This is a genomic window from Oscillibacter sp. PEA192 (assembly GCF_003574015.1).
In the GTDB taxonomy this organism is placed as follows: Bacteria; Bacillota; Clostridia; order Oscillospirales; family Oscillospiraceae; genus Oscillibacter; species Oscillibacter welbionis.
Genome location: NZ_AP018532.1, coordinates 2,162,143 through 2,187,007, shown reverse-complemented (window position 1 = coordinate 2,187,007; position 24,865 = coordinate 2,162,143). Strand labels below are relative to the sequence as shown.

Genomic DNA, 24,865 nt, shown 5'->3' with positions numbered 1-24,865 from the left:
CGGGATGAGTCCGCCTGTGAGAGAGGACGGCGGACAGCCCGTAAAAAGTTTTAGGGGCACAAAAAAACTTGCAGAAAACTTGCTTTTTTGGCAGACTTCGGGTATTCTGAAAAAAATTGCCATTGGTATGACCTCTTGACGGGATCAAGAATTTTGGGAAGGGAGCGCCGCCGCACTGCGGCGGCAGGGAGATAGATGAATCGGACTTGGATTGAATTGGACAGGGAGGCCCTGGCCCACAACATCCGGCGCTACCAGAGCCTTCTGCCAGCGGGCTGCCGGATCATGGGCGTGGTGAAGGCGGACGCTTACGGACACGGGGCGCGGGCGGTGGCCGCCCAGCTGTGGGAGCTGGGCATCCGCCACTTTGCCACTGCCACGCTGGACGAGGCGGTCCAGCTGCGGGAGGCCGGCATCCAGGGGGAGATCCTGATCCTGGGATACAGCGCCCCTGCGTATTTCCACCTGCTGGCAGAGCACGGGCTGACCCAGACCGCCACCTGCCCGGACCACGCCGCCCAGCTGGAGACCTACTGCCGGGAGAACGGCGTGCGCCTCAAGGTACATATCGCAGTGGACACGGGTATGCACCGCATCGGATTCCTGCCGGAGGACCTGGACGCCATCCGGCGGGTGTATGAGAACGGCATCCTGCAGGTCACCGGCATCTACTCCCACCTCTGCGTGGCGGACACGGACGAGGAGGAACATGTGGACTTTTCCCGCTGGCAGGCGGAGACCTTCAAAAGCGTGGTGGAGTCCCTCCAGGCCCGGGGCGTGGAGCTGGGGACGGTTCACCTTCTGAGCAGCTATGCGGCGGTGAACTACCCGGAGTACGCCTATGACTACGCCCGCCTGGGCATTTTGATGTTTGGCGTCAAGAGCAGCGCGGCGGACTACCTGCGGGAGGACCTGCAGCCCATGCCGGTCATGACCCTGAAGGCCCGGATCACCTCTGTGCGGGAGATCGGACCCGGGGAGACGGTGAGCTACGGCCGGATCTTCCGGGCGGAGCGGCCCACCAAGGTGGCCTCCGTCTCCATCGGCTACGCCGACGGCATCCCCCGCTGCCTCAGCGGCGGAAAGCTGCGGGCCATCGTCCGGGGACAGTACGCCCAGGGCATCGGCCGGATCTGTATGGACCAGCTGATGCTGGACGTCACCGGCATTGAAGATGTCCGGGTGGGGGACGAGGCGGTGTTCATCGGCCGCCAGGGGGACTGTGTCATCTACGCAGAGGAGCTGGCGGAGAACGCCGGCACCATTACCAACGAGCTGTTCAGCCGCCTGGGCGCCCGGGTGGAGGGGCGCTGCTTCCGGCAGGAGGCCTGAGTGAGATGTGAGGCCGCGGAGCGGCTTTGCATAGATCAGAAACCAAGCGGGGGCCGGCCAGCGGAACGGTGCCTGCGGAGAAAGGAGGAAGAGAGATGGAACGGTATGTGGAGTGCGAGAGCCGCGGCCTGACCCTACGGGGGATGCTGCATGTGCCAGACCAGCGGCCGGGGAAAGTACCCTTTGTGATCCTGTTCCACGGCTTCTGCGACGACCGGAACGAGATCAACTTCGTCCACACGGAGCTCTCCCGCAGGCTGTGTGAGCGGGGGATCGCCAGTGTCCGGTTCGACTTTGCCGGCAGCGGCGACAGCGACGGGCGGTTCGAGGACATGACTGTCTCCAGTGAGGTGGAAGACGGCCTTGCCATCTTGGACTATGTCAAGAGTCTGGACTTTGTGGACCAGAGCCGGATCGCGATCCACGGCCTGAGCATGGGGGGATGTGTGGCCTCCATGGTGGCGGGCCTGCGGGATGCGGACGTGTGCGCCCTGAGCCTGTGGTGCCCGGCGCCGGACGTGGTCTACAACATGAAGCACAAGATGCTCTGCGGCGTGGATGTGTCTGACATCGAGGAGAAGGGCTACGCAGACTACGAGGGCCTGCGGGTGGGCCTGGGCTTCTATCAGGATGCCTTGGAGCTGGATCCTTACGCCGTGGCGGCCAAATTCACCAAGCGCGTGAATCTGGTACACGGGGATGAGGACGTGACGGCCTCCATCCACTGTTCGGAGCGGTACAAGGAGATCTATGGAGACCGGGCGGAATTCCTGGTGGTCCATGGCGCGGAGCACCGATTCAAATCCTGTGCGTTTCGGGCCGCCCGGATGGACTCGGCTCTGGCATTCCTGACCCGGGAGCTGCTGGGCTGAACGGAGGACTCCTGCGGCGCCGCGGGCGCGGTCCCGCGCCGCCGTACAATCTAGAAGGGAGAAACGAGAATGGATAAGACAAAGACAGTCAAGACGCGGAAGACCCCAACTCCGGCTTTCGCCGTGATCTCCTTCCTGGTGATCGTGGCCGTGCTGGTGGCGCTCATCAACCTGGGCGTGGACACCACTATGTCCGTGTTCATCGCGGCCCTGATCGCCGTGGTAATCGCGCTCCTGCTGGATATCCCTTGGGCGGATGTGGAAAGGACGCTGTTGCGAGTGGTGTCCGACTGCATCCCGACATTTTTGATCGTCATCATGGTGGGCATGCTGGTGGGCATCTGGATGGCCGGCGGCACGGTCCCGGCCCTGATGTACTACGGCATGAAGCTGATCTCCCCGAAAATCCTGGTGCCCCTGGCCTTCGTCCTCAGCGGGCTGACGGCGGAGTTCACCGGAACCTCCTTCGGCAGCGTGGCGACCATGGGCATTGCCCTGGTGGGCGTGGCCTCCACTACTTCCATCCCGGTACCGCTGGTCATTGCTGCGGTGGTCTGCGGTGCCTGGTTCGGCGACAAGATGTCCCCTCTGTCCGACACCACGAACCTGGCCTCCGGTGTCAGCAGGGTTCCCCTGTATGACCACATCGGGTCCATGATGTACACCACTATTCCCGCTGCACTGGTGGCGCTGGTGCTGTTTACCGCCGCCGGCCTGATGCATAGCGGCGGCGAGATGGATACGACTCGCGCCAACCTGATCTGCGACACCCTGGCGGAGCACTTCAACCTCAATCCCATCCTGATCCTGCCCGCCATCCTGGTGCTGCTGGTGTCGGTGTTCAAGCTGCCGGCCCTGCTGGGTATGGGCCTCACTGTGGTGGTCAGCATCGTGTTCGCCATGGTATTTCAGGGAGTGAACTTTGTGGAGCTGATGAACTATGCGGCCAACGGCTTCACACTGTCTACCGGCGTGGACATTGTGGACCCGATGCTCAACCGCGGCGGCATTACCAGCATGACCGGTCTGCTGATCACCTTCATGGTAGCCAGCGTCATGGGCGGCATCATCACCGCCACCGGCATCCTGGACGTGCTGGCCAAGGACGTGCTGCTGAAGTTCATCAAGAGCCGCGGCGTCCTGGTGACCGTCACTCTGATCTACTGCTACATCGTCAACTTCCTCACGGCCGGCGGCCAGACCGTGGCCATCATCGTCACCGAGCAGACCTTCGAGGACGCCTTCGACCGCATGGGCATCCACCGCAGGGTCCTCTCCCGGACGCTGGAGGATGCGGGGACCCTGAGTGCACCCATCGTCCCCTGGGGCGTTGCCACGCTGTATGTGATGGAGGTACTGGGCTGCGGCACGGAGTATATCCCGTATTGCTGGTTCATCTTCATTGTACCCATCTTCTCCATCCTCTGCGCCTTCTCCGGCTTTGGTATATGGGACAAGGACGGCAACAAGATGTGGGGCAGGAAAAAGGCTGCTGCAAAGTGATTGAGTCTGCCTGACAATACGGGCCGGCCCGATTTTCGGACCGGCCCTTTTCGCGTGGCGCACCATGCCTGTTGCAAAGAACGGCGGCCTGCCGTATAATATTTCCATTGCAAGCACGGCCCGCCCTTCGGCGGCGGGGAAGGGAAGTGAACGGATTGGAAAAGGAGCATGGCCACACCCGCGTGGGCCTTTACGTCCAGGCCATGGCCAAGTGGCTGGCGGTGGCGCTGGTCACCGGCGTCTGCTGCGGCGTGGTGGGCTCCCTGTTCCACATCGGTGTGGAGCGGGCCACAGAGCTGCGGGAGCAACATCCCTGGCTGTTGTGGTGTCTGCCGGCGGCGGGACTGGTGATCGTGGCCTTCTACAAGCTGACAAAGACGGAGGGCCAGGGTACCAACGACATCATCGACGCGGTACACCACGGAAAGCCCCTGTCCATCTGGCTGCTGCCCGCCATCTTCCTGGGGACAATTCTCACCCACCTGTGCGGCGGCAGCGCCGGACGGGAGGGCGCGGCTCTCCAGATGGGCGGCACCATCGGCCGCCATGCGGGGAACCTTTTCAATCTGGATGACCGGGACCTGCGCACCGCCACCATGGCAGGCATGGCGGCGTTTTTCTCCGCCTTGTTCGGCACACCCCTTACCGCCACGGTGTTCGCCATCGTGGTCATCAGCATCGGCGTGGTGTACCACGTGGCGTTCATTCCATGTCTGACCGCCTCCCTGGTGGCCTACTGGATTTCTGTGGAGTTGGGGGTGGCGCCCACCCGCTTTTCTGTGGCGGCGCCGGAGCTGGAGAAGCTGATGCTGCTGCGGGTGGCGGTGCTGGGCGTAGGCTGCGCCCTGGTGTCCGTTCTGCTGTGCCGGACCCTGCACTTCGCGGAGCATCAGATGAAGAAGCGCCTGCCCAATGCCTGGCTCCGCGTCCTTGTCGGTGGCGGTGCGGTCATTGCCCTGACATACCTCTGCGGGACCCGGGATTACAACGGCGCGGGCATGGATCTCATTACCGCCGCCGTGGAGCAGGGCACTGCCCGGCCGGAGGCGTTTCTGCTGAAGATTCTGTTCACCGCGGTGACGCTCTCCGCAGGGTTCAAGGGCGGTGAGGTGGTGCCCTCCTTCTTCGTGGGGGCCACCTTCGGCTGTGTGGCGGGGCCGCTGCTGGGGATTCCGGCTGGCTTCGCCGCGGCGCTGGGGCTGGCCGCTGTGTTCTGCGGGGCCACCAACTGCCCGCTGGCCTCCATCTTCCTGTCCGTGGAGCTGTTCGGGGATGGTGGGCTGCTGTATTTTGCCCTGATCTGCGGCATCAGCTACATGCTCTCCGGCTACAATGGGCTGTACTCCAGCCAGACCATCGTCTACTCCAAGCTGAAGGCCCAGTATATCAATGTCCGCACCAACGCCTATCACGCCGGTGAGCCGGTGCCCCCCTTCCAGCAGGGAGGCGGGGAAGAGACGGAGAGGGATTGAGCACGTGCATTTTGGAAAAAGGGACGGCCGCTCACAGGGCGGCCGTCCCTTTCTAAAATGTGTTCACACCGGCGGAGCAGGATGAATGGCTCCGCTCAGGCATAGAATGAGAGCGGTGATGCGATGATGGAACTTTCCTGTGATCCGCTGGCCCTGACCACCGCTGTCAACACCCTGGCGGTCTCTCTGGCTGCCCGGCTGAACGACGAGGACCTGGAGCTGACAGCGGCGCTGCTGGTTCAGCTGGGAGAGACGCTGGAGACGATCTCCGTCCAGCGCCGCCGGACCCGCGGCGGGAGGTAGCGGCTTACTGTACCGGGCCTGTCAGCTCAGTGGGACAGGACTCGCCTGCGGCCATCTGACAGATGCCGCCGATGCCGCAGTCCACCATGCTGGACACGGCGGCATCGGTGTAAAAGGCCATGTGCTGGGTCATGATGACATTGCGGAACTGGTGGAGATAGAACCAGTTCCGATTGGGCAGAATGTCGACCCGGTGGTCGGCGTGGATGATGCCCTCGTCCCCCTCCACGGTGTCCATACCCAGGGCGCCGATTTTTCCCGTCTCGATCCCCTCAATCAGGGCCTCGATATCCGCCAGCTCGCCGCGGGAGCAGTTGACGATTACCACGCCGTCCCGCATTTTGGCGATGGATTCCCGGTTGATGATGTGGCGGTTGGAGTCCAGCAGAGGCATGTGGAGGGTGATGACATCCGACTGGGCCAGAAGGGTGTCGAAGTCCACATAGGTGACCTGGGGTTCCACTGCCGGATTGCGCCGCAGGTCATAGGCCAGAATCCGGCAGCCGAAGCCGGAGAGATTTCGGGCAACCTGGGCGCCGATCCGGCCGGTGCCGATGATGCCGATGGTCAGATCCTTCATCTCGCGGCCCTGGAGGCCGGTGAGAGAGAAGTCGTTGACCTGCCCCCGCCACAGAGCCTGCTTGTAATGCCGCAGGCACATGAGGATCATCATGACGGTGAAGTCGGCCACGCCGTTGGGGGCATAGCTGGCGCTGCACACCCGCAGGCCGATGGATCGGGCGTGGTCCAGGTCAATGTGGTCATATCCGATGGTGCGGGTGGAGAGATACCGGATGCCGAGGGCGTGATAGGCATCCAGCAGGGCCGCGTCGATGCACCCCTGGCCCAGGATGGACACGCCGATGCAGCCGGCGGCCAGAGAGGCGTTCTCCAGTGTGGGCACCGCGTCTGTGACAGACAGCTCCACTCCGTGGAGCGCCGCCTGCTTCTCCAGGTCCGCCCGTTCGTCCGGGCGGGCCTCATAGACCATAATTTTCATAGATTCCTCCAACAGGTGGCCCCGTCAACCCTTCAGCAGGCGGCGGGCCACCTCCACATTCTTCTGCTCCATGGCCTGCAGGTTCCGCACGGCGGCGGCCTGGGCCTCCGGGTGGGCCGCCTGGGCTACGCACTGGTCCATCATGGCGCAGAGATTCTGCCCGGTCAGCTCTGCCAGATCCACGAACTGCTCCTGTCCGATATACCGCAGGAAGGCGGAGACCTTGGGGTCGTAGACAACGCCCGCCAGGGGGATCCCCTGCCCGGCGGCGAAGATCAGCGCGTGGAGCCGCATGGACACCACCGCCTGCATCCGGCTGAGGGCGCCGATGATGGTCCCGGCGCCGCCGGCATCGTCCAGGAAATAGTGGGGGATCGTCAGCCCGCGGGCGGCCAGCTGGCCCGCACCGGGGTCCAGATGCTTTTCCACCGCCACGAACACCGGCGTCAGACCATAGGTGCGGTAGGCGTATTCCGCCGCCGCGCCGAAGAGGGGGGCCTTCTCTTCAAACCCCTTCCACCGCCGCAGGGCAAAGCAGAGGTAATTGCCGTGGGGCGGGATACCGGCGCGCAGCAGCACGCTGTCGGTCTCGTCGTCCGGGGCCTTCTGCAGGATCAGCGCCGGGTCCGCAGTCAACAGGACCTCCGGCTCCGTCACCCCCATGGCCCGCAGTTCTTCCAAAGAGTCCGGCTCCCGCAGGGTGATGACATCCACATATTTGTTGATGATCTTCGCGGCCAGACTCCGGTGGCTCTCCCGGGTGACGGGGCCGATGCCGCAGCCGTACATCTGTACCCGGTTGCCTGCCCGCTTTGCCGCCCGGATATTGGCCAGATAGAACCACAGGGAGCGGCGGGAGGTCACGTCCTGGATCAGGCTGCCGCCGCCGTTGATGTACAGGCGGCTGTTCCACATGGCGGCGTGCCAGGCCAGGAAGTTGGAACGGTGCACCGCCCGCACCCGGTAGGTGAGCCGGGTGCTCCTGGGATCCTTGCTGAGCACGGTGATGGGCATGTCCGGGTCGATGGAGCGCATCTCCTGGAGGATGGCCTCCAGAATGGCGTCATCACCTGCGTTGCCCCGGCCGTAGGCGCCGCAGATCACCACGCCGTCCCGGGCGGAGGAGCGCCGCCGGTGGCGGCGGAGGATGGAGGCGTATATCTGCAGCTGGGTGGACACGGTCTTCTGAATAGAGAACTGGGTGGACGCCTTTTCATAGAGCTTTTCCCCCAAGCGGCGGCGCAATTCATCGTCATTGCCCAGGGCGGCCAGATCGTTGCCCAGGGCTTGCCAGTCGCCGGGCTGGAAGAGATAGCCGTTCACGTCCTGGTCGATGAGATAGGGGATGCCTCCCACGGCGGTGGAGACGGTAGCCAGATGGAACCGGGCCCCCTCCGTCAGGGCATAGGGGAAGGTCTCGGACAGGCTGGTGAGGGCGTTGATGTCCAGGGCGCTGTAAAACCGGTCCATGCCGCCGGAGATCCATCCGGCGAAGCACACCTGCCGCTCTACGCCCAGCTCTGCCGCCAAGGCGGTGAGCTTGTCCTTCTCCGGCCCGTCGCCGGCGATCAGCAGCCGCAGTCGGGGGCACTTGGCGTGGCCCGCGGCGAAGCCCCGCACCAGAGTGGCCATGTCCTTCACCGGATTCATCCGGGCGGCGATGCCTACCACCACAGAGTTCTCGTCCACATCTGCGCCCAGGCTCCTCAGGTACTCCAGCCGGTCCCCCTGGGTGGGCGGGGGCGTGAAGTCGATGCCGTTATAGATGGTGTAGAACCGGTCCGCCGGGAAGCCCCGGGAGATCAGCAGGTCCACCATGGCGTCGGACACGCCGATCCGGTAATCCAGCCGCCGCAGGGCCAGGGCGTTGATGGTGCCGAAGGTCAGATGGCTGAGGGGGCGGCCCATGTAGTCCAGGCGGTAGTCGCTGTGGACGGTGGTCACCACCGGCAGTCCCGTGACCTTGCGGAGCATGGCGCCGATCATGTTGGCCCGGGAGCCATGGCAGTGGATGATCTCGTAGCCGCCCTCCCGGATATAGGCCGCCAGCTTCCGCCGGGTGCGGAAGACGTTGTTGCCCCCGCAGATCATGGTGGGAATGCCCATCTGGCGGGCCTCCTCGGCAAAGGGGCCGTCCCGGAAGCACACCAGCTGGGCGGTGATGGTTTGATTCAGATGTTGCAGCAGGCTCAGCACATGGGTTTTTGCGCCGCCGGAGTCTCCGCCGCTGATGAGATGAATGACCTTCATGGAATGCCTTTCTTTCCGCTTTCCGCAAATAGGGGTTGTGAAATCGCGAGAAATATTATACAATACGAACCAGATATTGTCCAGACGACAAACGCCAAATACAGGCGCGTCCGCGCCTTTTACGGAGGAGACCATGGAACAGAAAGCAAAACGCGTTGGAAAGTTCAACATCATCGACATCATCGCCGTGATTTTGATCGTGGCGGTGGTGGCTTTTGGAGCCTGGAAGCTGCTGGGCAGCAGCGGCGGCACCGCCGCCGAGGACGGCGGCATGGTGAAGGTGACCTATGTGGTTAAGTGCGAGGGTGTGCCCACGGAGCTGTACGAGACCTGCCAGGCCCATCTGCCCTCTCCGCTGATGGCCTCCGGCGCTCTGGTGGGCGGCCAGATTGAGAGCGTGGAGATGGAGCCCTACTACGTGCTGGGCCCCGATGGGCAGTGGATCGAGGATCCGGAGCATGTGACGCTGCTCTTCACCGCCACCACGGAGACGCCTGCCGGCGAGGTCATGACCACCAAGGTGGGAGACCAGGAGGTCCGGATCGGCAAGACGGATTATATTTTGAAGAGTGAGTACATTGAGTTCTCCGGCGGCACCATCGTGGATGTCCAGTGGGAGGGACTGGCAGAAGAGTAACAGAAACGCATGAAAAGCAGAACAGGCGTCCGCCTCATTCCAAATGAGGCAGACGCCTGTTTTTCAGTTGAACGCACAGCTCTTTTACGTCTATGGGCTGTCCACCTGCAGAAGGGGCTTATCTCCACGCCTTCCAGGTGTCCCGGTTCAGCATGTTGGCGGGCATTTCTCCGCTCCGTGCCTGCCGGATGCTACTGGGAAAAAGGAATCCTGTTTTTCGTGCAGTTTCACGCCGCCAGGATCCCCTGCTGTGTACGGCGCGAGGATTACGTTGAGGAGCGCCCTCAGCCAGCTTGCTTGGGAAAATGGCTCTGCCTCAAAGACATCCGGGCAAGCGCCGGCGATCTGATGGTCGCTTAAAGCCTCGATCAGGACCTCTTCGTGAACGATCCCTCTTGGCCATGTTGACCAGAAAAGCAGACGGCTCTATCTTCGCCATACCCGGCCCCGGTTTGAATCATCCGCAGCTTCAGAGCCTTGTCCCCAAAAGAGGGAATCGGGATGTGTTCCGGGATGAGCGCATCCGCACTCTGCAAAAAGGGGCCGGACAGATCCGATTCGGTGATAAAAACCTCCCGGTCAGCGGGAAGGAATGCCCTGATCTGCGTGTCTGTGGCCGCAGGGAAGCGCCCGATGATGACGAGATTCATGGACGAATGCTCACAGGGAGTTCTTGCCCCGGGCCATATACTTGCCCGCCGGCGCCTCCACCAGGACCTTTCCGTTTTCCACGGAGAGCTGCCCCCGCAGCCACACCTGCCGGATGCCGCCGGCGGTGACGAAGCCTTCATAGGGGTTGTAGTCCACATTGGCCACGCAGTCCTCCGCTCGGATCACATGGCTGGCGCCGGGGTCGTAGACCACGATGTCCGCGTCGCTGCCGGGCCGCAGCACGCCCTTCCGGGGATAGAGACCATACAGCCGGGCGGGATTCTCGCTGAGCACCCGGCACATCTGGGCGGCGCTGATCTTCCGCTTGGCCACGCCGTAGGAGTACAGCAGCTCGCCCCGGGTCTCCACGCCGGGCAGGCCGCCTGGGATTTTGGTGAAGTCCTCCCGGCCCATGTCCTTCTGGGCCAGGGTGAAGGAGCAGTGGTCTGTGGACACGGTCTGGATAGCGCCCCGCCGCAGGCCCTTCCACAGGTGCTCCTGCTCGGCCTTGTCCCGCAGGGGCGGCGCGCACACATACCGGGCAGCGGCGGAGTAGTCCTCGTTGAAATACACGCTCTCGTCCAGCAGCAGGTACTGGGGACAGGTCTCCACATACACGGTCTGGCCCCGCTTCCGGGCGTGGTCCACCTCCAGCAGGGCCTCCCGGTTGGTGAGGTGGACGATGACCACCGGCGCGTCCGCTGCCTGGGCGATCCGCAGCAGGCGGCTCACTGCCTCAGCCTCCAGATAGGGCGGTCGGGTGCGGGGGTGGGAGGCGGGGGAGAGCTCTCCGGCGGCCTTCCGCTCGGCGATCATGCCGTCAATGACACCGGCGTTCTCGCAGTGGAAGCCGGCGATGCCCCCCAGCCGCTTCAGCTCCTTCAGTGCCCAGTAGATGTCCCGGTCGCCGATCATCATGGCGGGATAGGTGAGATACATCTTGAAAGAAGAGATGCCCTGGGCGAACATGTCCGGCAGCTCTGCCCGGATGGACTCGTTCCAGTCGTCGATGGTCATGTGGAAGCCGTAGTCGCAGAAAGTCCTGCCGTCCGCCTTCTGATGCCACAGGTCCAGGCCGTGGTGCAGGGACTCGCCCTTGTTGGGGCAGGCGAAGTCGATGACCGTAGTAGTGCCGCCCCGCAGGGCCGCCCGGGAGCCGGTGCAGAAATCATCCGCCGTGGTGGTGTTCGCCACATCCAGGTCAAAGTGGGTGTGGGCGTCGATAAAGCCGGGGAAGAGGAAACAGCCGGAGACATCCACCTCCCGGTCTGCGGCTTGAGGTCCCCGGCCCACCCAGGCGATCTTCTCCCCGTCCAGCAGCAGGTCGGCCCGCCGCTGTCCGGCACCGGTGATGATGGTCCCGCCCCTGAGCAATGTGGTCATAAATATACCTCCTTGTGTGTCTGCGGCACGATGCGGCCGCCCGGCGGCAGGCTGCCGGGAAGCTCCGGCAGACGCTTTTTTTCAGTATAACACCCGCCGCAAGGGAATGCCAGAAGTGCGGGTAGAAAAAAATTGCGCTTCTTCTACAAAAAACGTGGGATATTTCTGGTGGTTTTTTTCGAAAAATCCGCGAAGTCCCCTCTGTCCATTTTTTCCAGATGTGCTATACTATATCCATACCACGGGAGGTCATCTCCCGCGCTTTCAGAGGAGGTAACAGAATGAAAAAGAAAGTCTTGTCCCTGCTGCTGGCGGTGGTCATGACGTTCTCCCTGGCCGTCACCGCCAATGCGGCGGAAGAGACGGCACAGGATCTGGACGGCGACATCGTCATCCTGCACACCAATGATGTGCATGGCGCCATCAGCGGCTATGCCAAAGTGGCCGCGCTGAAGGACGCCTACGAGGCCCGCGGCGCCTACGTCCTGCTGATGGACGCCGGTGACTTCATCCAGGGCGATCCCACCGTCAGCACGTCTGAGGGCGCCACCGCCGTGGAGCTGATGAACCTGGCCGGCTACGACGTGGCCAGCATGGGCAACCATGAGTTCGACTACGGCTACCAGAACCTCAAGGATCTGGAGGCGGACGCCGACTTCACCATCGTGGACGCCAATGTCCTGTACAACGGCCAGGTGGCCTTTGAGGACAACGTGGTCTTCACCGCGCCCGACGGCACCAAGATCGGCGTGTTCGGCCTGGACACCCCGGAGACCGCAACCAAGGCCCACCCCGCCAAGATCCAGGGCGTGACCTTCCTGGCCGGCGATAAGATGTTCGACTGCGCGCAGGATCAGGTGGACGCACTGGAGGCAGAGGGCTGCGAGTACATCATCTGCCTGGGCCACCTGGGCATCGATGCCGAGTCCACCGGCAACCGCTCCATCGACCTGCTGGAGAAGGTGGAGGGCATCGACGTGTTCATCGACGGCCACTCTCACTCCACCCTTGAGGACGTGAAGGCCGCCGCTGGCGGTACCGGGAAGGTGGGCGACACTCTGGTGACCTCTACCGGCACCAAGCTGGAGAGCGTGGGCGTGGTCACCATCGATGCCGACGGCACCATCACCACCGCCACTACCCCCGTTGCCGACCTGACCGCCACGGACGCTGATGTGGCTGCCCGCGCCGCCAAGATCCAGGCGGAGATCGACAAGGAATACGGCACGGTGTTTGCAAAGACCGAAGTGGCCCTGAACGGCGAGAAGGAGCCCGGTAACCGTACCGAGGAGACCAACCTGGGCGACCTGATCTGCGACGCTCTGGTCTGGGGCGCCGAGCGTGAGGGCACTGAGGTGGACGCGGCTGTCACCAACGGCGGCGGCATCCGCGCCTCCATCGCCGCCGGCGACATCACCAAGAAGGATATCAACACTGTGCTGCCCTTCGGCAACACCCTCTCCATCGTGAAAGTCACCGGCGCCGAGCTGCTGGAGGCTCTGGAGGCTTCCACCTACTGCACGCCCACCTCTATCGGCGGCTTCCCCCAGGTGAGCGGCATCGAGTTCACCGTGGACACCACCAAGGCCTATGACCAGGGCGAGCAGTATCCCGGCTCCACCTACTACGGCCCCAAGAGCATCCAGCGCGTCACCATCGAGACTGTGGGCGGCGAGCCCTTTGATGCCAACGCCACCTACACCATCGCCACCAACGACTTCATGGCCGCCGGCGGCGACACCTACTATGCGTTCGCGGCTGCCTCCGTCAACTATGACCTGGGCCTCTCCATGGATGAGGTGGTCATGGACTACATCACCGACGAGCTAAAGGGCACCGTCACCGAAGAGGCCTACGGTCAGCCCGCTGGCCGCATCACTGTTGACCAGGGCCTGGCCTTCACCGACGTGGCGGCGACCTCTCCCTACTATGACGGCATTGAGTGGGCCGTGGACGAGGGCATCACCAACGGCACCACCGCCACCACCTTCTCTCCCTACCAGAACTGCACCCGTGCCCAGATCATCACCTATCTGTGGCGCGCCGCCGGTTCTCCGGAGCCTGCTAGCACGGAACCCGCCTATACCGATGTGACGGACACCAGCCTGTACTTCTTCAAGGCCGTCCAGTGGGCCAGTGAGCAGGGCTTGGTGGAAGGCGAGACCTTTGATCCCTATGCGGGCTGCACCCGCGCCATGGCGGTGTACTTCATGTGGGTTGCCGCCGACAGCCCCGAGGCTGCTGCCGCTTCCTTCACCGACGTGGCCGCTGACGCGGACTACGCCGCCGCGGTGAACTGGGCCGTGGCCCAGGGCGTCACCCTCGGCACCGGTGACGGCAGCACGTTCTCTCCCGACACCGTCTGCCAGCGGGGCCAGATTGTGACCTTCCTGTACCGGGCCGCCAACGCTGCTGCCTGAGCGACAGAAGTCAGATCTTCTCAAATCACAAAACAACAGCCGCAGGGAACGCTCCCTGCGGCTGTTGTCTATCTGCCTTACCGGCCCCGCCGGCTGTACTCCAGAATAGGGATGCCGTCTGAGACCGTGCAGCGGTCCAGATGGAGTTCCACCGGCGGAATCCCCTCCTGAAACAGCCGCCGGCCCTTGCCCCGGATCACCGGCAGGATGCCGACGATATACCGGTCTACGGCGTCGGCGCGAATGAAGTCGGAGGCCAGCTCTCCACCGCCGAACAGCCAGATGTGCTTGCCGGGCCGGTCCTTCAGCGCCAGAACTTCCGCCACCACATCGGCGGAGAGAAAGACAACCCTGCCCTCCGGCGCCCGAGGTGTCCGGGAGGCCACCAGGAATCGCTTTTCCGCCGCTTCGGGCAGAGAACTAAGGCAGTCCTCATAAGCCTTTCGACCCATAACGATGGTGTCGCAGGATGCCAGGAAGCCGTCGAAGTCGAAGTGGTCCGCCGTGTCGGCCCGGACATCTCCCTGGCCGCTGATCCATGCGAAGCCGCCGTCCTCATCGCAAATGAAGCCATCCAGGCTGATTGCCAGATTCAAGATGATGTCCCGTGCCATACATGTCCTCCTGTCAAAAAGATGGGAGAACGATCATACCACATCTCGCCGTCTGCTGGCAAGTCCCGCAGGCGGACAAAAAATGCCGTGGCCGGAGGCAGCTGCCTCCGGCCACGGACCGTTCACTTCATCTCCGCACTCTTCTCATAGGCGGCGATGACCGCCTCCATCACTGCGCTGCGGAACCCGCCGGCCTCCAGCGCCCGGACGCCCTGGATGGTGGCGCCGCCGGGGGAACAGACCGCATCCTTCAGCGCACCGGGATGGCGGCCCGTCTCCAGCATCAGCCGCGCGGCGCCGATCAGCGTCTGGGCGGCGCACTCCATCGCCATGGGACGGGTGAGGCCGCAGGCCACGCCGCCGTCCGCCATGGCCTCGATGAAGAGGTCCACAAAGGCCGGTCCGCAGCCGGCCACGGCGCTGCCGGCGTCCATCAGATGGTCGTCCAGGGGCAGCAGCCGCCCGGCGCCTGCCATGTTCTCCAGGAACGCCGCTTCCTCCTCCGCCGTGACGCCGTCGCAGGTGTAGAAGATCACGCCCTCCCCGATGGCAGAGGGGGTATTGGGCATGATGCGGATCAGGGGCCAGTCCCCGCAGCCCCGCTCCCGCAGGTCGGGGATGGTGAGGGCCGCCGCCATGGACACCAGCACGAACCGGTCCTTCCGCGCCGCCAGCACGGGGCCGATCTTCTCCATCAGCCCTGCCACCATATAGGGCTTCACGCCCAGGAAGATGTAATCTGCCCCAGCGGCCACCGCCGCATTGTCCACAGCCCGGCAGTCCAGCTCCTGGGCCAGGGCCTCCGCTTTGGTGGCGGAGCGGTTCGCCAACAGGATCTCTCCGCCGGACAGCCGCTTGCGGGCCGCCCGGGCCAGGGCGCCGCCCATATTTCCGGTGCCGATAAAACCAAATGTCGCCATTGTGCATCAACCTCTTTTTTCAAATCAGAATCAGATGTTCAGCTTCGCTTTTTTCCGCAGCACCATCCTGTCGGACCCAGGGCCGCGCCGCCCAGGATCACCAGTCCGTAAACAGCGCAGGGAAGGTACAGCTGCACCAGTGCTATTCCGGTACCAGGCCCGCCGGAGACAGTGCGCATCTGCAGGTACAGCCCCATCGCCGCAGCGGAACAGACCGCCGACGGGATGCCCAGCGCCTGCTTCAGGTGTCCGGCGGGGATGAGCAGCACGGTCGACAGAAGCGCTGCAGCCAGCAGGGAGAGAATGATCGCCGCCATAGAGACCATCCCCTCTTGGCGTTTTAACTTCCGGCAGGCGCTTACCGCACCTGTCCTTCACCGTAAATGACGTACTTGCAGCTGGTCAGCTCCTCCAGTCCCATGGGGCCCCGGGCGTGCATCTTCTGGGTGGAAATGCCGATCTCCGCCCCCAGACCGAACTCGCCGCCGTCTGTGAACCGGGTGGAGGCGTTGACGTACACCGCCGCCGCATCCACGTGGTCCAGGAAGTGCTGGGCCTTGAAGTAGTTCTTCGTGATGATGGCCTCGGAGTGCTGGGTGCCGTGGGCATTGATGAAATCGATGGCCTCATCCATGCCGCCTGCCGTCTTGACAGCCAGGATGTAGTCGTCGTACTCGGCGTCCCAGTCGCTGTCTTCTGCCGGTACCGCCCGGGTGCCCAGGATCTCCAGGGCCTCCGGGTCCGCCCGCAGCTCCACGCCCTTCTCATCCAGAAGGGGAAGGGCCTTTTTCCAGAAGTCCGCCGCCACGTCCCGGTGGACCAGCACGCACTCCACGGCGTTGCACACAGAGGGACGGGAGCACTTGGCATTGAAGAGGATGCTGGCACCCATGTCCAGGTCTGCCTCATCGTCGATATAGATGTGGCACACGCCCTCGCCGGTGCGGATCACTGGTACGCTGGCCTCCTTGGCCACGGCCCGGATCAGCCCGGCGCCACCCCGGGGGATCAGCACGTCCACATAGCCGTCCAGGTGCATCAGCTCATTGGCGGTCTCGTGGCTGGTGTCCTGTACCAGGGAGATGCAGTCCTCCGGCAGACCTACGGACCGCAGGGCCTGACGCATCAGCTCCGCCACACAGCGGTTGGAGCGGATGGCCTCCTTGCCGCCTCGGAGGATACACACATTGCCGGACTTCAGGCACAGCGCCGCAGCGTCTACGGTGACGTTGGGCCGGGCCTCAAAGATGATGGCGATGACCCCCAGGGGCACCCGCCGCCGGCCGATGATAAGGCCGTTGGGCCGGGTTTCCATCTTGTCCACTCTGCCGATGGGATCCGGAAGGGCAGCCACCTGCCGCACGCCGTCCACGATGCCTGCCACCCGTTCCGGCGTCAGGGTCAGCCGGTCCAGCATGGCGGGGCGCATCCCCGCCTCCTTCGCGGCGGCCACGTCCTCTGCGTTGGCGGAGAGCCACTCTGTCTGCCGCTCTGTCAGAACGTCCGCAATGGCATTCAGCGCCGCGTTTTTCCTGGCCGTCCCGGCGGTGGCCAGAACGTAGGTGGCGGCCTTTGCCGCCTGTCCCTGCTGCTGTAATGCTGTCATATCGTCACACCTTTCTTGAAAGAGGAATTAGGAGTTGGAAATTTAGGGGTCCGGCGGATCCGGACGAATTTCAAATCATTCCGCTGGGGGTGCAATCCATCAATTCCTAGTTTTCCCCGATACAAATCGCGTTCCAATGTCCTTTCCCTCCGCGATGCCATACAGGTCTTCCATCCGTCTGCCGTTGGTGATGACCATATCGCACCCGGCCTCCATGGCAATGCGGGCAGCGGAGAGCTTGGTGGCCATGCCGCCGGTGCCCCGCCAGCTGCCGGCGCCGCCGGCCATCTCCAGGATCTCCGGCGTCAGCTCCGTCACCTGGTGTAGGAGCTTTGCCTCCGGGTGAGTCTTGGGGTCCGCGTCGTACAGCCCATCGATGTCGCTGAGCAGTACCAGCAGATCCGCCCGGCACAGCTCCGCCACGATGGCAGAGAGGGTGTCGTTATCGCCCAGGACCTTATGGCGTCCGGTCTCGATCTCGGCGGAGGAGACGGAGTCATTCTCGTTCACCACAGGGATGACCCCCATCTCCAGCAGGGCGGAGAAGGTGTTGGACAGGTGCTCCGCCCGCTCCGGGTCCTCCACATCATCTCCTGTCAGCAGGATCTGGGCCATGGAGCGGTTGTACTCGGAGAAGAATTTGTCGTAAATGTGCATCATCCGGCACTGGCCCACCGCAGCGGCTGCCTGCTTCATCCGCAGCTCCTTCGGCCGCTCGGACAGCCCCAGCTTGGCGGTGCCCACAGCGATGGCACCGGAGGACACCAGGATCACCTCATGCCCCATGCCCTGGAGATCCGCCAGGGTCCGCACCAGATGTTCCATGCTCCAAAGGTCCAACGCGCCGGAGTTATGGGTGAGGGTGGAGGTGCCCACCTTCACCACAATACGCTGTTTGTTCTGTTCCAAAGTTATGTTCCTCCTTGGGTGGTAATTGGTATCATATCGCTGATCCCCAGCAGTTCCAAGGCGTCCTGGTAGTCCCCGGAGGTGACGTTTTCCTCCAGCTGGGCCATGATCTCCTTGTAGGAAAGTCCAGTTTCAATATCCCACAGGGAACGGCAGATAGTCAGTATCTGAGAAAGTGCCTCCAGATCCAGATAATTGCTCTCCAATAGCGTTTCCTCTAGTGCCAAGAGATAGAGATACACGTGGGGATGCGGGGAAGTCTCTCTCCCGGCGTTGGAGACATAGTCCTGTTTGAGGGCAACAGAGGTCCGCCGCACCCGGACTAGGTTTTCCTGAATGCGATCATCCTCCAAGGGAGCCTCCAGGGCAAGAATATCCGGATCACCCAGATCCTCAGATAGGGCACAAAGGTACTGGTCCAGCATTTGCAGGCTCCGTCGGAAGGCTTCCCGTTGCCCCACCGCTTCTTGCTCCACCTGAACAGAGGTCCCCATTCCAAAAGCCATAACTAGAGCGGCGCAAACAATCAGGATCTGAGCCCAGGGGATTTGAAAATGCTGTTTCATAGGAATCTCCTTATTGAGAAGGGCCAGAGTAGAAGATTAGATACTTTAGATATTTTATCATATCACAGTAACCGGCAAAAAGAAAGTCCAGCGCGTACTTTTCATAAAATTGCAGAGAATACCGGGGAAAAGGAGGGTTTACCATGACAGAACGCACCAAACCTGCGGACACCACAGAGGAAAATGACGAGAGCGGAAAGGACGGCGCCCAGCAGATCGTGGACTTCGGCTCCGCCCTGACCAAAACGCCCCACGGCTCCGTGTACTGCATGACCATCATCGGCCAGATCGAGGGCCACAACACCGCCGCCAGCGGTGCCAAGACCACCAAGTACGAGCATGTGCTGCCCCTGCTGGCCAAGCTGGAGGAGAGCGACGAGGTGAACGGCGTCCTCTTCCTGCTGAATACCGTGGGCGGCGACGTGGAGGCGGGCCTTGCCATCGCGGAGCTGATCGCCGGCATGACAAAGCCTACGGTCTCCATCGTCCTGGGAGGAAGCCATTCCATCGGCGTGCCTTTGGCAGTGGCTGCCCGACGGAGCTTTGCCGTCCCCAGCGCCGCCATGACCATCCACCCGGTCCGCATGAGCGGCACGGTCATCGCCGCCCCCCAGACCTACAACTACTTCCAGCGGCTTCAGGATCGGATCGTGGCCTTCGTCTCCAGCCACAGCCAGATCACGGCTCAGAAGTTCCAGGCCCTGATGCTGAAAAAGGACGATATGGCCGCCGACGTTGGCAGCGTGGTCTATGGAGAGGAGGCAGTGTCCCTGGGCATCATCGACCAGGTGGGCGGCCTCTCTGACGGACTCCAGTGCCTCTACCGCCAGATCGAGGAGGCCAAAGGAAAGCGGGAGACATCCTGACCTCAAACCGCGGGACAGGAAAAACGGCAGGCGGGGAGCCTACGGGCTCCCCGCCTGTCTTTTATTTCGTCAGGGTCAGTTTCCAGTCCGGTCCGTCCGCCGTCTTGCTGACCTGATAGCCCTGGGAGTGGGCGAAGCGGGTGATGTTCTCCACCGCCGCGCCGGCCTCCGCCAGGACTTCCACCGTGGCGGGCCGATCCTTCAAGGCCTTCTGCACCATCAGCACCGGGGTGGGGCAGATGTATCCGCGGGTATCTACCATATCAAATTCCCCTTTCGCCGCGATATGCGGCACAGATTCAAGGATTTTCCCTGTGCAAAATGGGAAAATTTTCCGCCATCGCCGGTTGCCTGGCAGGACAGGGCGATAGACGATTTTCATACATTGTGTGCTCAATCACGCGATACAGCCTCCGTTTTCGGCAAATGGGTCACCGTGATGGCCAGCAGTACCGCGAATCCGATGGCCACCGCCGCCATGCCGGCAGTGCCGATGCCGCCGACCACATAGGTGCCGTCCTCCGCCACGGAATCCGCCGCGCCGGCCAGACCGAAGTTGTGGGAGACGGCGGCGCCCACGATCATGCCCAGGACGGTCACGGCGGAGTCGCCGTTGCCCTCACCGGCCAGAATCAACTGTCGCAGGGGGCAGCCTCCCAGCAGGATGGAACCCCAGCCCGCCAGGGCCATGCCCAGGGCGGACCGGAGGTACTGGCTGTGGGCGATGGGCTGGGACAGTGCGGACAGGCTGTAGGATCCCAGGACCAGATTGCCAATGGTGACCGTGCCCCAGATGGCCAGGAAGCCGGAGAGGAGCTTGAAGTCCCGCAGCATCACAGCGTCCCGTATGCCGCCGGCCATGCACAGCCGGCTCCGCTGGGCCAGCACGCCCACAACCAGACCGGCCGCCAGGGAGATCCCCCAGAAGGCCCGCATGGAGCCGGGGCCCGCCTCAGAGAACTTCAGCAGGGTGGGCACCAACAGCAGCAGCCCCAACAGCGCCATCAGGATCCCAGACAGGACGAACCCCTCGCCCATGCGGACGGGATAGGCCCGGCCTAGGGAGAAGCCCTTCTTTAAACATACCACGCCCACCAGGATCCCGGCGATGAAGCCCACCAGCCCGGCAACGGCAGTCAGGTCGCCGCCGCCCAGCCGGATGACCATCCGCAGGGGGCAGCCCAGAAACACCAGAGCACCGATCATCACGAACATCCCCAGCACAAACCGGCAGGCGGGAGAGGCCCCGGCCTTTGCCCGGAACTCCCTGGCAGCCAGAGCTGCCGCCGCGGCCCCCACCACGATGCCGATGATCTCCGACCGGATGTACTGCACATTGGCGGCGCTGTGGAGCCCCAGGGCGCCGGCGATGTCCCGCAGGAAGCAGGCGATGCAGAAGCCCATGTTCTTGGGGTTGCCGGAGGCGGTAAGGATCAGGGCGGCAATGCCCACGGCCACGCCCGCCGCCAAGATCAATCCGTATTCCCGAAACCAACTCTTTTCTCTCATAAATACACTCCTCACTCTCTTCGGCGCTGGGACGAAAATCGTCACAGGGGCAGCTCATAGAAACCGGCTGTCTCGATCCCGGCCTCCTGCAGCCGGGTCTCCAGGTGCTCCCGCAGCTCCGGCGGCGCGGACCAGGCCATGCCGCAGTCGGATGTGATGCACCGGGGAACGGAGATCAGTTTGCCCTCCAGCCCCAGGCGGCGGCAGAGCTGCTCTGTGGCGATGGCCCCGGCAGTGGTGTGAAACGTCACGATCAGCCGGGGGCTTTTTTCTCGCACGGACTCCCTCCTCTACTCGTTATTTTTTCAAAAGAATAACATGAAAAAATGGAAAAAGCGAGATCTGTTTCGAGGATAACGGCCCAGCTCCGGCTGGAGCCGCCGAACCTGGAGATTTTTCCTTGAAATAGAGGAGTGGCTTTGCTATACTATACTAGTTATAGTATGTGATCTGGCTGAGAGGCCGAATGAGGTGAGAGTTTGTATCTGCGCGCATTGGAAATCCAGGGGTTTAAGTCCTTTCCAGACAAGACGGTCCTGAATTTCGGCGAGGACATCACCGCCATCGTGGGTCCCAACGGCTCCGGCAAGTCCAACATCTCCGACGCTATCCGGTGGGTGATGGGGGAACAGAGCGTCAAGGGCCTCCGTGGCGCCAAGATGGAGGACGTGATTTTCGGCGGCACGGAGAAGCGCAGCCAGGTGGGCTTTGCCCAGGTGACGCTGGTGCTGGACAACACGGAGCACATCTTCCCCACCATGGAGGAGAGCGAAGTGTCCGTCACCCGCCGCTATTACCGCAGCGGCGAAAGCGAATACTACATCAACCGCCAGTCTGTCCGGCTGAAGGACTTGACGGAGCTGTTCCTGGACACCGGCATGGGCCGGGAGGGCTACTCCATCATCGGCCAGGGCAAGATTGATGAGATCCTCTCCGCCAAGAGCGGGGAGCGGCGGGAGATCTTCGAGGAGGCCGCCGGCATTTCCAAATTCCGCCACCGGAAGGAGGAGGCGGAGCGGAAGCTGGAGCGGACGGAGGAGAATCTGGTCCGCATCAATGACAAGATCGCCGAGCTGGAGCTTCAGGTGGAGCCCCTGCGGGAGCAGGCGGAGAAGGCCAGGAAGTATCTGGTGCTCCGGGATGAGCTGCGCCTTCTGGAGATCTCCGTCTGGCTGGAGAACCTGGACACCCTGAAGGCGGGCGCCCGGAAGCTGGAGGCGGACTTTCACGCCGCAGAGTCCCAGCGGGACGAGGCCCGCGCCGCTCTGGACGCCCTCTATGCCGAGGGGGAGCGGTACAGCGAGCGGATGCGGGAGAAGGACATGGAGGCTGAGCGTGTCCGGACAGAGTCCGCCGTTCTGGATGAGCAGATCAAGGAGAAGGAGTCCGCCGCCGCCGTGCTGGAGAGCACCGTCACCCACAACCGGGAGAACATCCAGCGGGCGGAGGCGGAGCTGGCAGAGGCGGAGAGCCGTTCCGGCGGCCTTGCGAAGCAGGCGGAGGAGCAGGAAGCCCGGGTGGCGGAGATCGACCGCCGGATCGGGGAGCTGAACGGTGCGCTGGCCGCCCTGCTGGAGACCGCCCAGACCATGGCGGAACAGGCCGGCGGCGCCCAGAACGAGGCGGAGCGCCTGCGGGCACAGGAGGCCCTCGCCATGGCCGCCGCCGCGGACGCGCGGGCGGAACTGGCCGCCGCCGCCGCGGAGAAGAAGCAGATCCAGGAGCGGCGGGAGGCCGCAGAGCGAGACAGGGCCGCCGCGGAGGAGCAGCTTCAGTCCGCCCGGCAGGAGGCGCGGGAGAACCGCCGCGCCCTGGAGGATGCCAGGGACGAGGCGGAGGCCGCCGCCAACATCATCGCCGGCCACAGCCTGCGGATGGAGGAACGGAAGAAGAAGGCCGCTGCCGCCGCGGAGCGGCGGGTCCAGCTGACCATGGACACGGGGGCGCTGGAAAACCGCCGCCGCCTGCTGACAGAGATGGAGAAGGAGTACGAGGGCTTCTCCAAGGCGGTCAAGTTCGTGTGCCGCGCACAGAGCGGCCTGCAGGGCATCCATGGCCCGGTGGCCAATCTGGTGAAGACCGATGGCAGGTACTCCTTGGCCATCGAGATCGCCCTGGGGGCGGGACTGCAGAACATTGTGGTGGACCGGGAGGAGGATGCCAAGGCCGCCATCAGCTACCTGAAGCAGCGGGACGCCGGACGGGCCACGTTCCTGCCCCTCACCGCCATCCGGGGTGACGAGCTCCATGAAAAAGGCGTGGAGAAGGAATTTGGTTTTGTGGGCCTGGGGTCCCGGCTGGTGACATTTGACCCGGCGTACCGGAATATTGTTTACAACCTGCTGGGCCGCACTGTGGTGGTGGAGGACCTGGACTGCGGCATCGCCATGGCCCGGAAGTACCGCAACGCCTTCCGGATCGTGACGCTGGACGGCCAAGTCATTAACCGGGGCGGCTCCATGACCGGCGGCAGCACCAGCCGGTCCGCCGGTGTACTGAGCCGGTCCGCGGAGTTGGAGCAGCTCACCGCCCGGACCGCTGCCATGCAGGCAAAGCTGGCGGAGGCAAAGCAGGCGGAGGAGGATACCGCCCGGGAACTGGCCGCCGCCCAATACGAGCTGGAGACCGCGGAGGCCCAGCGCCGCCACGCAGAGGACGAGGTCCTGCGGCTGGAGGGCATCAGGGGACAATATGATCTCCTGCTGCGCTCCCTGGAGGAGAGCGTGGAGAACCTCGTCGGCGAGCTGGAGAGTCTGGCCGGACGGCTGACGGACAACGACGCCCGGTCTGCCGCCGCCCAGGTGGAGATCAACCGACAGGAATCCGCCGCCGCGGACGCGCGGGCCCAGGCGGAGGCGGCTCTTTCCGGCCAATCGGAGCTGCTGGAGAAATCCGGTGCCCTGGCCGAGGAGATCAGCGGCAGAAAGAGCGATCTGGCTGCCCTGGCGGCCGAGCGGGAGGCCACAGTCCGCAGCGCCGCGGACCTGCGGGCGCTGTGCGCGGATCTCTCTGGTGACCGGGAGCAGAAGGAACAGATGGCGGAGACCTACCGCCGAAACATCGCCGCCGCGGAGGAAGAGATCGCCGGATTGCAGACGGCGCTGGAGGAGCTGGCGGGCCGGGGCGCGGCCTTCCGGCAGCGGCTGGCCGCCATCACAGAGGAGAAGAACGCCCTGGAGGCGGAGCGGACTGCCAAGAACCGGGCGGGCCAGGAGATGAACGAGAACCTGCTGAACCTGGAGCGGGCGGTGGCCAAGCTGGACCAGAAGCGGGCCACCTCCGCCATGGAGGAAAAGCAGATCCTGGACCGGCTGTGGGAACACTACGAACTCTCCCACTCCGACGCCCAGGCACAGCGGATCGAGCTGGAGAGCGTGCCCAAGGCCAACCGGCGGATCGGGGAGCTGAAGCGGGACATCACCGCCCTGGGCACCCCAAACATCGGGGCCATCGACGAGTTCCAGCGGGTGAACACCCGCTACACCTACCTGACGGACCAGCGCAACGATGTGGAGAAGGCCAAGGGCGAGCTGCAGAACATCATCGGCGAGATCACGGAGGAGATGACCAAGATTTTCGCCGAGCAGTTCAAGCTGCTGTCCGAGAGCTTCCAGACCACCTTCCAGGAGCTCTTCGGGGGAGGGACGGCCAGATTGGAACTGGAGGACGAGGAGGACATCCTGGGCTGCGGCATCGAGATCAAGGCCCAGCCGCCGGGAAAGACCCTCAAGACCATCTCCCTGCTGTCCGGCGGCGAGAAGGCCTTTGTGGCCATCGCGCTGTATTTCTCCATTCTGAAAGTCCATCCAACGCCCTTCTGCGTGATGGACGAGATCGAGGCGGCTCTGGATGACGCCAACGTCACCCGCTACGCCCGCTATATGCGGACGCTGGCAGGCCGGACTCAGTTCATCGTCATCACCCACCGCCGGGGAACCATGGAGGAGGCCGACGTCCTCTATGGCGTCACCATGCAGGAGCAGGGCGTGAGCAAGATCCTGACCATCAATCTGAATGACATGGCGAAAGAGCTGAAGATCAAATAAGGAGCG

At 63.5% G+C, this 24,865-nt stretch carries 23 protein-coding genes; 9 read left to right on the top strand and 14 right to left on the bottom strand.

The annotated features are described in order from the left end of the window. Window positions 1–195 precede the first annotated feature (195 nt). The 5 genes from vanT to DN611_RS10810 all read left to right on the top strand — a co-directional run bounded on the left by vanT (window position 196) and on the right by DN611_RS10810 (window position 5,482). Entirely contained in the window at window positions 196–1,332 is a 1,137-nt protein-coding gene (gene vanT, locus DN611_RS10830) for a serine racemase VanT catalytic subunit (RefSeq protein ID WP_119311335.1), read from the top strand. Between the two features lie 95 nt (window positions 1,333–1,427). Next, window positions 1,428–2,204, top strand: coding sequence for an alpha/beta hydrolase (locus DN611_RS10825; RefSeq protein ID WP_021748224.1), 777 nt, complete (start codon window positions 1,428–1,430; stop codon window positions 2,202–2,204). A 69-nt stretch (window positions 2,205–2,273) separates the two neighbouring features. Then, window positions 2,274–3,707 (top strand): Na+/H+ antiporter NhaC, encoded by a 1,434-nt coding sequence (gene nhaC / locus DN611_RS10820; RefSeq protein ID WP_021748223.1) that lies wholly within the window; start codon window positions 2,274–2,276, stop codon window positions 3,705–3,707. A gap of 203 nt (window positions 3,708–3,910) precedes the next feature. Next, window positions 3,911–5,179, top strand: a complete 1,269-nt coding sequence (locus DN611_RS10815) for a chloride channel protein (RefSeq protein ID WP_051319955.1) — start codon at window positions 3,911–3,913, stop codon at window positions 5,177–5,179. 123 nt (window positions 5,180–5,302) lie between these two features. Further along, window positions 5,303–5,482, top strand: coding sequence for a DUF6774 domain-containing protein (locus DN611_RS10810; protein WP_021748221.1), 180 nt, complete (start codon window positions 5,303–5,305; stop codon window positions 5,480–5,482). Window positions 5,483–5,486: 4 nt separating this feature from the next. Here DN611_RS10810 and DN611_RS10805 read toward each other — a convergent pair whose 3' ends face one another. Next, window positions 5,487–6,482: a D-isomer specific 2-hydroxyacid dehydrogenase family protein gene (locus DN611_RS10805; protein WP_021748220.1), complete on the bottom strand. Its 996-nt coding sequence runs from the start codon at window positions 6,480–6,482 to the stop codon at window positions 5,487–5,489. A gap of 24 nt (window positions 6,483–6,506) precedes the next feature. After that, on the bottom strand, window positions 6,507–8,732 hold the full coding sequence (gene csaB / locus DN611_RS10800) for a polysaccharide pyruvyl transferase CsaB (RefSeq protein WP_119311334.1): 2,226 nt from the start codon (window positions 8,730–8,732) through the stop codon (window positions 6,507–6,509). Between the two features lie 133 nt (window positions 8,733–8,865). On the opposite strand from csaB, the gene DN611_RS10795 reads away from it, so the two are divergent. Next, window positions 8,866–9,369, top strand: a complete 504-nt coding sequence (locus tag DN611_RS10795; RefSeq protein ID WP_036629708.1) for a DUF4330 domain-containing protein — start codon at window positions 8,866–8,868, stop codon at window positions 9,367–9,369. A gap of 147 nt (window positions 9,370–9,516) precedes the next feature. Here the strand turns inward: DN611_RS10795 and DN611_RS17325 are convergent, their stop codons facing one another. The 3 genes from DN611_RS17325 to hydA are packed head-to-tail and all read right to left on the bottom strand — an operon-like array spanning window position 9,517 to window position 11,403. Next, a complete protein-coding gene (locus DN611_RS17325) occupies window positions 9,517–9,714 on the bottom strand; it encodes a hypothetical protein (protein ID WP_353955521.1) in 198 nt (65 codons plus the stop codon). A 23-nt stretch (window positions 9,715–9,737) separates the two neighbouring features. Further along, window positions 9,738–10,019, bottom strand: a complete 282-nt coding sequence (locus DN611_RS10785) for a hypothetical protein (RefSeq protein ID WP_119311333.1) — start codon at window positions 10,017–10,019, stop codon at window positions 9,738–9,740. Window positions 10,020–10,029: 10 nt separating this feature from the next. Further along, window positions 10,030–11,403, bottom strand: a complete 1,374-nt coding sequence (gene hydA / locus DN611_RS10780) for a dihydropyrimidinase (protein WP_021748215.1) — start codon at window positions 11,401–11,403, stop codon at window positions 10,030–10,032. Window positions 11,404–11,684: 281 nt separating this feature from the next. Here hydA and DN611_RS10775 point away from each other — a divergent pair, with 281 nt between their 5' ends. Beyond that, the gene (locus DN611_RS10775) at window positions 11,685–13,823 is read left to right on the top strand and encodes a 5'-nucleotidase C-terminal domain-containing protein (RefSeq protein WP_256264223.1); all 2,139 of its coding nucleotides are present in this window, start codon (window positions 11,685–11,687) and stop codon (window positions 13,821–13,823) included. A 77-nt stretch (window positions 13,824–13,900) separates the two neighbouring features. On the opposite strand, the gene DN611_RS10770 is transcribed toward DN611_RS10775, so the two are convergent. The 6 genes from DN611_RS10770 to DN611_RS10745 all read right to left on the bottom strand — a co-directional run bounded on the left by DN611_RS10770 (window position 13,901) and on the right by DN611_RS10745 (window position 18,438). Next, on the bottom strand, window positions 13,901–14,437 hold the full coding sequence (locus DN611_RS10770) for a dihydrofolate reductase family protein (protein WP_021748212.1): 537 nt from the start codon (window positions 14,435–14,437) through the stop codon (window positions 13,901–13,903). A 122-nt stretch (window positions 14,438–14,559) separates the two neighbouring features. Further along, complete coding sequence (proC, locus tag DN611_RS10765; protein WP_119311331.1) at window positions 14,560–15,357, bottom strand: pyrroline-5-carboxylate reductase; 798 nt, start codon at window positions 15,355–15,357, stop codon at window positions 14,560–14,562. Window positions 15,358–15,395: 38 nt separating this feature from the next. After that, entirely contained in the window at window positions 15,396–15,674 is a 279-nt protein-coding gene (locus DN611_RS10760; RefSeq protein WP_025545159.1) for a hypothetical protein, read from the bottom strand. 41 nt (window positions 15,675–15,715) lie between these two features. Then, window positions 15,716–16,963 carry a glutamate-5-semialdehyde dehydrogenase gene (locus DN611_RS10755; protein ID WP_021748208.1) on the bottom strand — a complete coding sequence of 416 codons (1,248 nt, stop codon included), beginning with the start codon at window positions 16,961–16,963 and terminating at the stop codon, window positions 15,716–15,718. Between the two features lie 99 nt (window positions 16,964–17,062). Continuing rightward, window positions 17,063–17,878, bottom strand: a complete 816-nt coding sequence (gene proB, locus DN611_RS10750) for a glutamate 5-kinase (protein WP_119311330.1) — start codon at window positions 17,876–17,878, stop codon at window positions 17,063–17,065. Next, entirely contained in the window at window positions 17,875–18,438 is a 564-nt protein-coding gene (locus DN611_RS10745) for a hypothetical protein (RefSeq protein WP_119311329.1), read from the bottom strand. Before DN611_RS10745 ends, proB begins: the two co-directional genes overlap by 4 nt. 143 nt (window positions 18,439–18,581) lie before the next feature. Here DN611_RS10745 and DN611_RS10740 point away from each other — a divergent pair, with 143 nt between their 5' ends. Beyond that, complete coding sequence (locus DN611_RS10740) at window positions 18,582–19,304, top strand: ClpP family protease (protein ID WP_036628435.1); 723 nt, start codon at window positions 18,582–18,584, stop codon at window positions 19,302–19,304. Between the two features lie 61 nt (window positions 19,305–19,365). Here DN611_RS10740 and DN611_RS10735 read toward each other — a convergent pair whose 3' ends face one another. From DN611_RS10735 to DN611_RS10725, 3 genes are all read right to left on the bottom strand, one after another. Continuing rightward, window positions 19,366–19,566, bottom strand: coding sequence for a sulfurtransferase TusA family protein (locus tag DN611_RS10735; protein WP_025545157.1), 201 nt, complete (start codon window positions 19,564–19,566; stop codon window positions 19,366–19,368). Window positions 19,567–19,697: 131 nt separating this feature from the next. Then, window positions 19,698–20,813 (bottom strand): YedE family putative selenium transporter, encoded by a 1,116-nt coding sequence (gene yedE, locus DN611_RS10730; protein WP_119311328.1) that lies wholly within the window; start codon window positions 20,811–20,813, stop codon window positions 19,698–19,700. Between the two features lie 41 nt (window positions 20,814–20,854). Then, window positions 20,855–21,091, bottom strand: coding sequence for a DUF3343 domain-containing protein (locus DN611_RS10725; protein ID WP_021748201.1), 237 nt, complete (start codon window positions 21,089–21,091; stop codon window positions 20,855–20,857). Between the two features lie 201 nt (window positions 21,092–21,292). Between DN611_RS10725 and smc the strand changes: the two genes are divergently transcribed. Beyond that, window positions 21,293–24,859, top strand: a complete 3,567-nt coding sequence (gene smc, locus DN611_RS10720; RefSeq protein ID WP_119311327.1) for a chromosome segregation protein SMC — start codon at window positions 21,293–21,295, stop codon at window positions 24,857–24,859. The last annotated feature ends 6 nt before the right edge of the window (window positions 24,860–24,865 follow it).

Coding starts and splice junctions, on each gene's coding strand:
- DN611_RS10825 (WP_021748224.1), top strand. CDS start 1,428: ATGGAACGGTATGTGGAGTGCGAGAGCCGCGGCCTGACCCTACGGGGG.
- DN611_RS10775 (WP_256264223.1), top strand. CDS start 11,685: ATGAAAAAGAAAGTCTTGTCCCTGCTGCTGGCGGTGGTCATGACGTTC.
- hydA (WP_021748215.1), bottom strand. CDS start 11,403: ATGACCACATTGCTCAGGGGCGGGACCATCATCACCGGTGCCGGACAG.
- DN611_RS10740 (WP_036628435.1), top strand. CDS start 18,582: ATGACAGAACGCACCAAACCTGCGGACACCACAGAGGAAAATGACGAG.
- yedE (WP_119311328.1), bottom strand. CDS start 20,813: ATGAGAGAAAAGAGTTGGTTTCGGGAATACGGATTGATCTTGGCGGCG.
- DN611_RS10735 (WP_025545157.1), bottom strand. CDS start 19,566: ATGGTAGATACCCGCGGATACATCTGCCCCACCCCGGTGCTGATGGTG.
- DN611_RS10810 (WP_021748221.1), top strand. CDS start 5,303: ATGATGGAACTTTCCTGTGATCCGCTGGCCCTGACCACCGCTGTCAAC.
- nhaC (WP_021748223.1), top strand. CDS start 2,274: ATGGATAAGACAAAGACAGTCAAGACGCGGAAGACCCCAACTCCGGCT.
- csaB (WP_119311334.1), bottom strand. CDS start 8,732: ATGAAGGTCATTCATCTCATCAGCGGCGGAGACTCCGGCGGCGCAAAA.
- DN611_RS10795 (WP_036629708.1), top strand. CDS start 8,866: ATGGAACAGAAAGCAAAACGCGTTGGAAAGTTCAACATCATCGACATC.
- DN611_RS10805 (WP_021748220.1), bottom strand. CDS start 6,482: ATGAAAATTATGGTCTATGAGGCCCGCCCGGACGAACGGGCGGACCTG.
- DN611_RS10815 (WP_051319955.1), top strand. CDS start 3,911: ATGGCCAAGTGGCTGGCGGTGGCGCTGGTCACCGGCGTCTGCTGCGGC.
- proC (WP_119311331.1), bottom strand. CDS start 15,357: ATGGCGACATTTGGTTTTATCGGCACCGGAAATATGGGCGGCGCCCTG.
- DN611_RS10785 (WP_119311333.1), bottom strand. CDS start 10,019: ATGAATCTCGTCATCATCGGGCGCTTCCCTGCGGCCACAGACACGCAG.
- DN611_RS10755 (WP_021748208.1), bottom strand. CDS start 16,963: ATGACAGCATTACAGCAGCAGGGACAGGCGGCAAAGGCCGCCACCTAC.
- DN611_RS10760 (WP_025545159.1), bottom strand. CDS start 15,674: ATGGCGGCGATCATTCTCTCCCTGCTGGCTGCAGCGCTTCTGTCGACC.
- DN611_RS10770 (WP_021748212.1), bottom strand. CDS start 14,437: ATGGCACGGGACATCATCTTGAATCTGGCAATCAGCCTGGATGGCTTC.
- DN611_RS10745 (WP_119311329.1), bottom strand. CDS start 18,438: ATGAAACAGCATTTTCAAATCCCCTGGGCTCAGATCCTGATTGTTTGC.
- vanT (WP_119311335.1), top strand. CDS start 196: ATGAATCGGACTTGGATTGAATTGGACAGGGAGGCCCTGGCCCACAAC.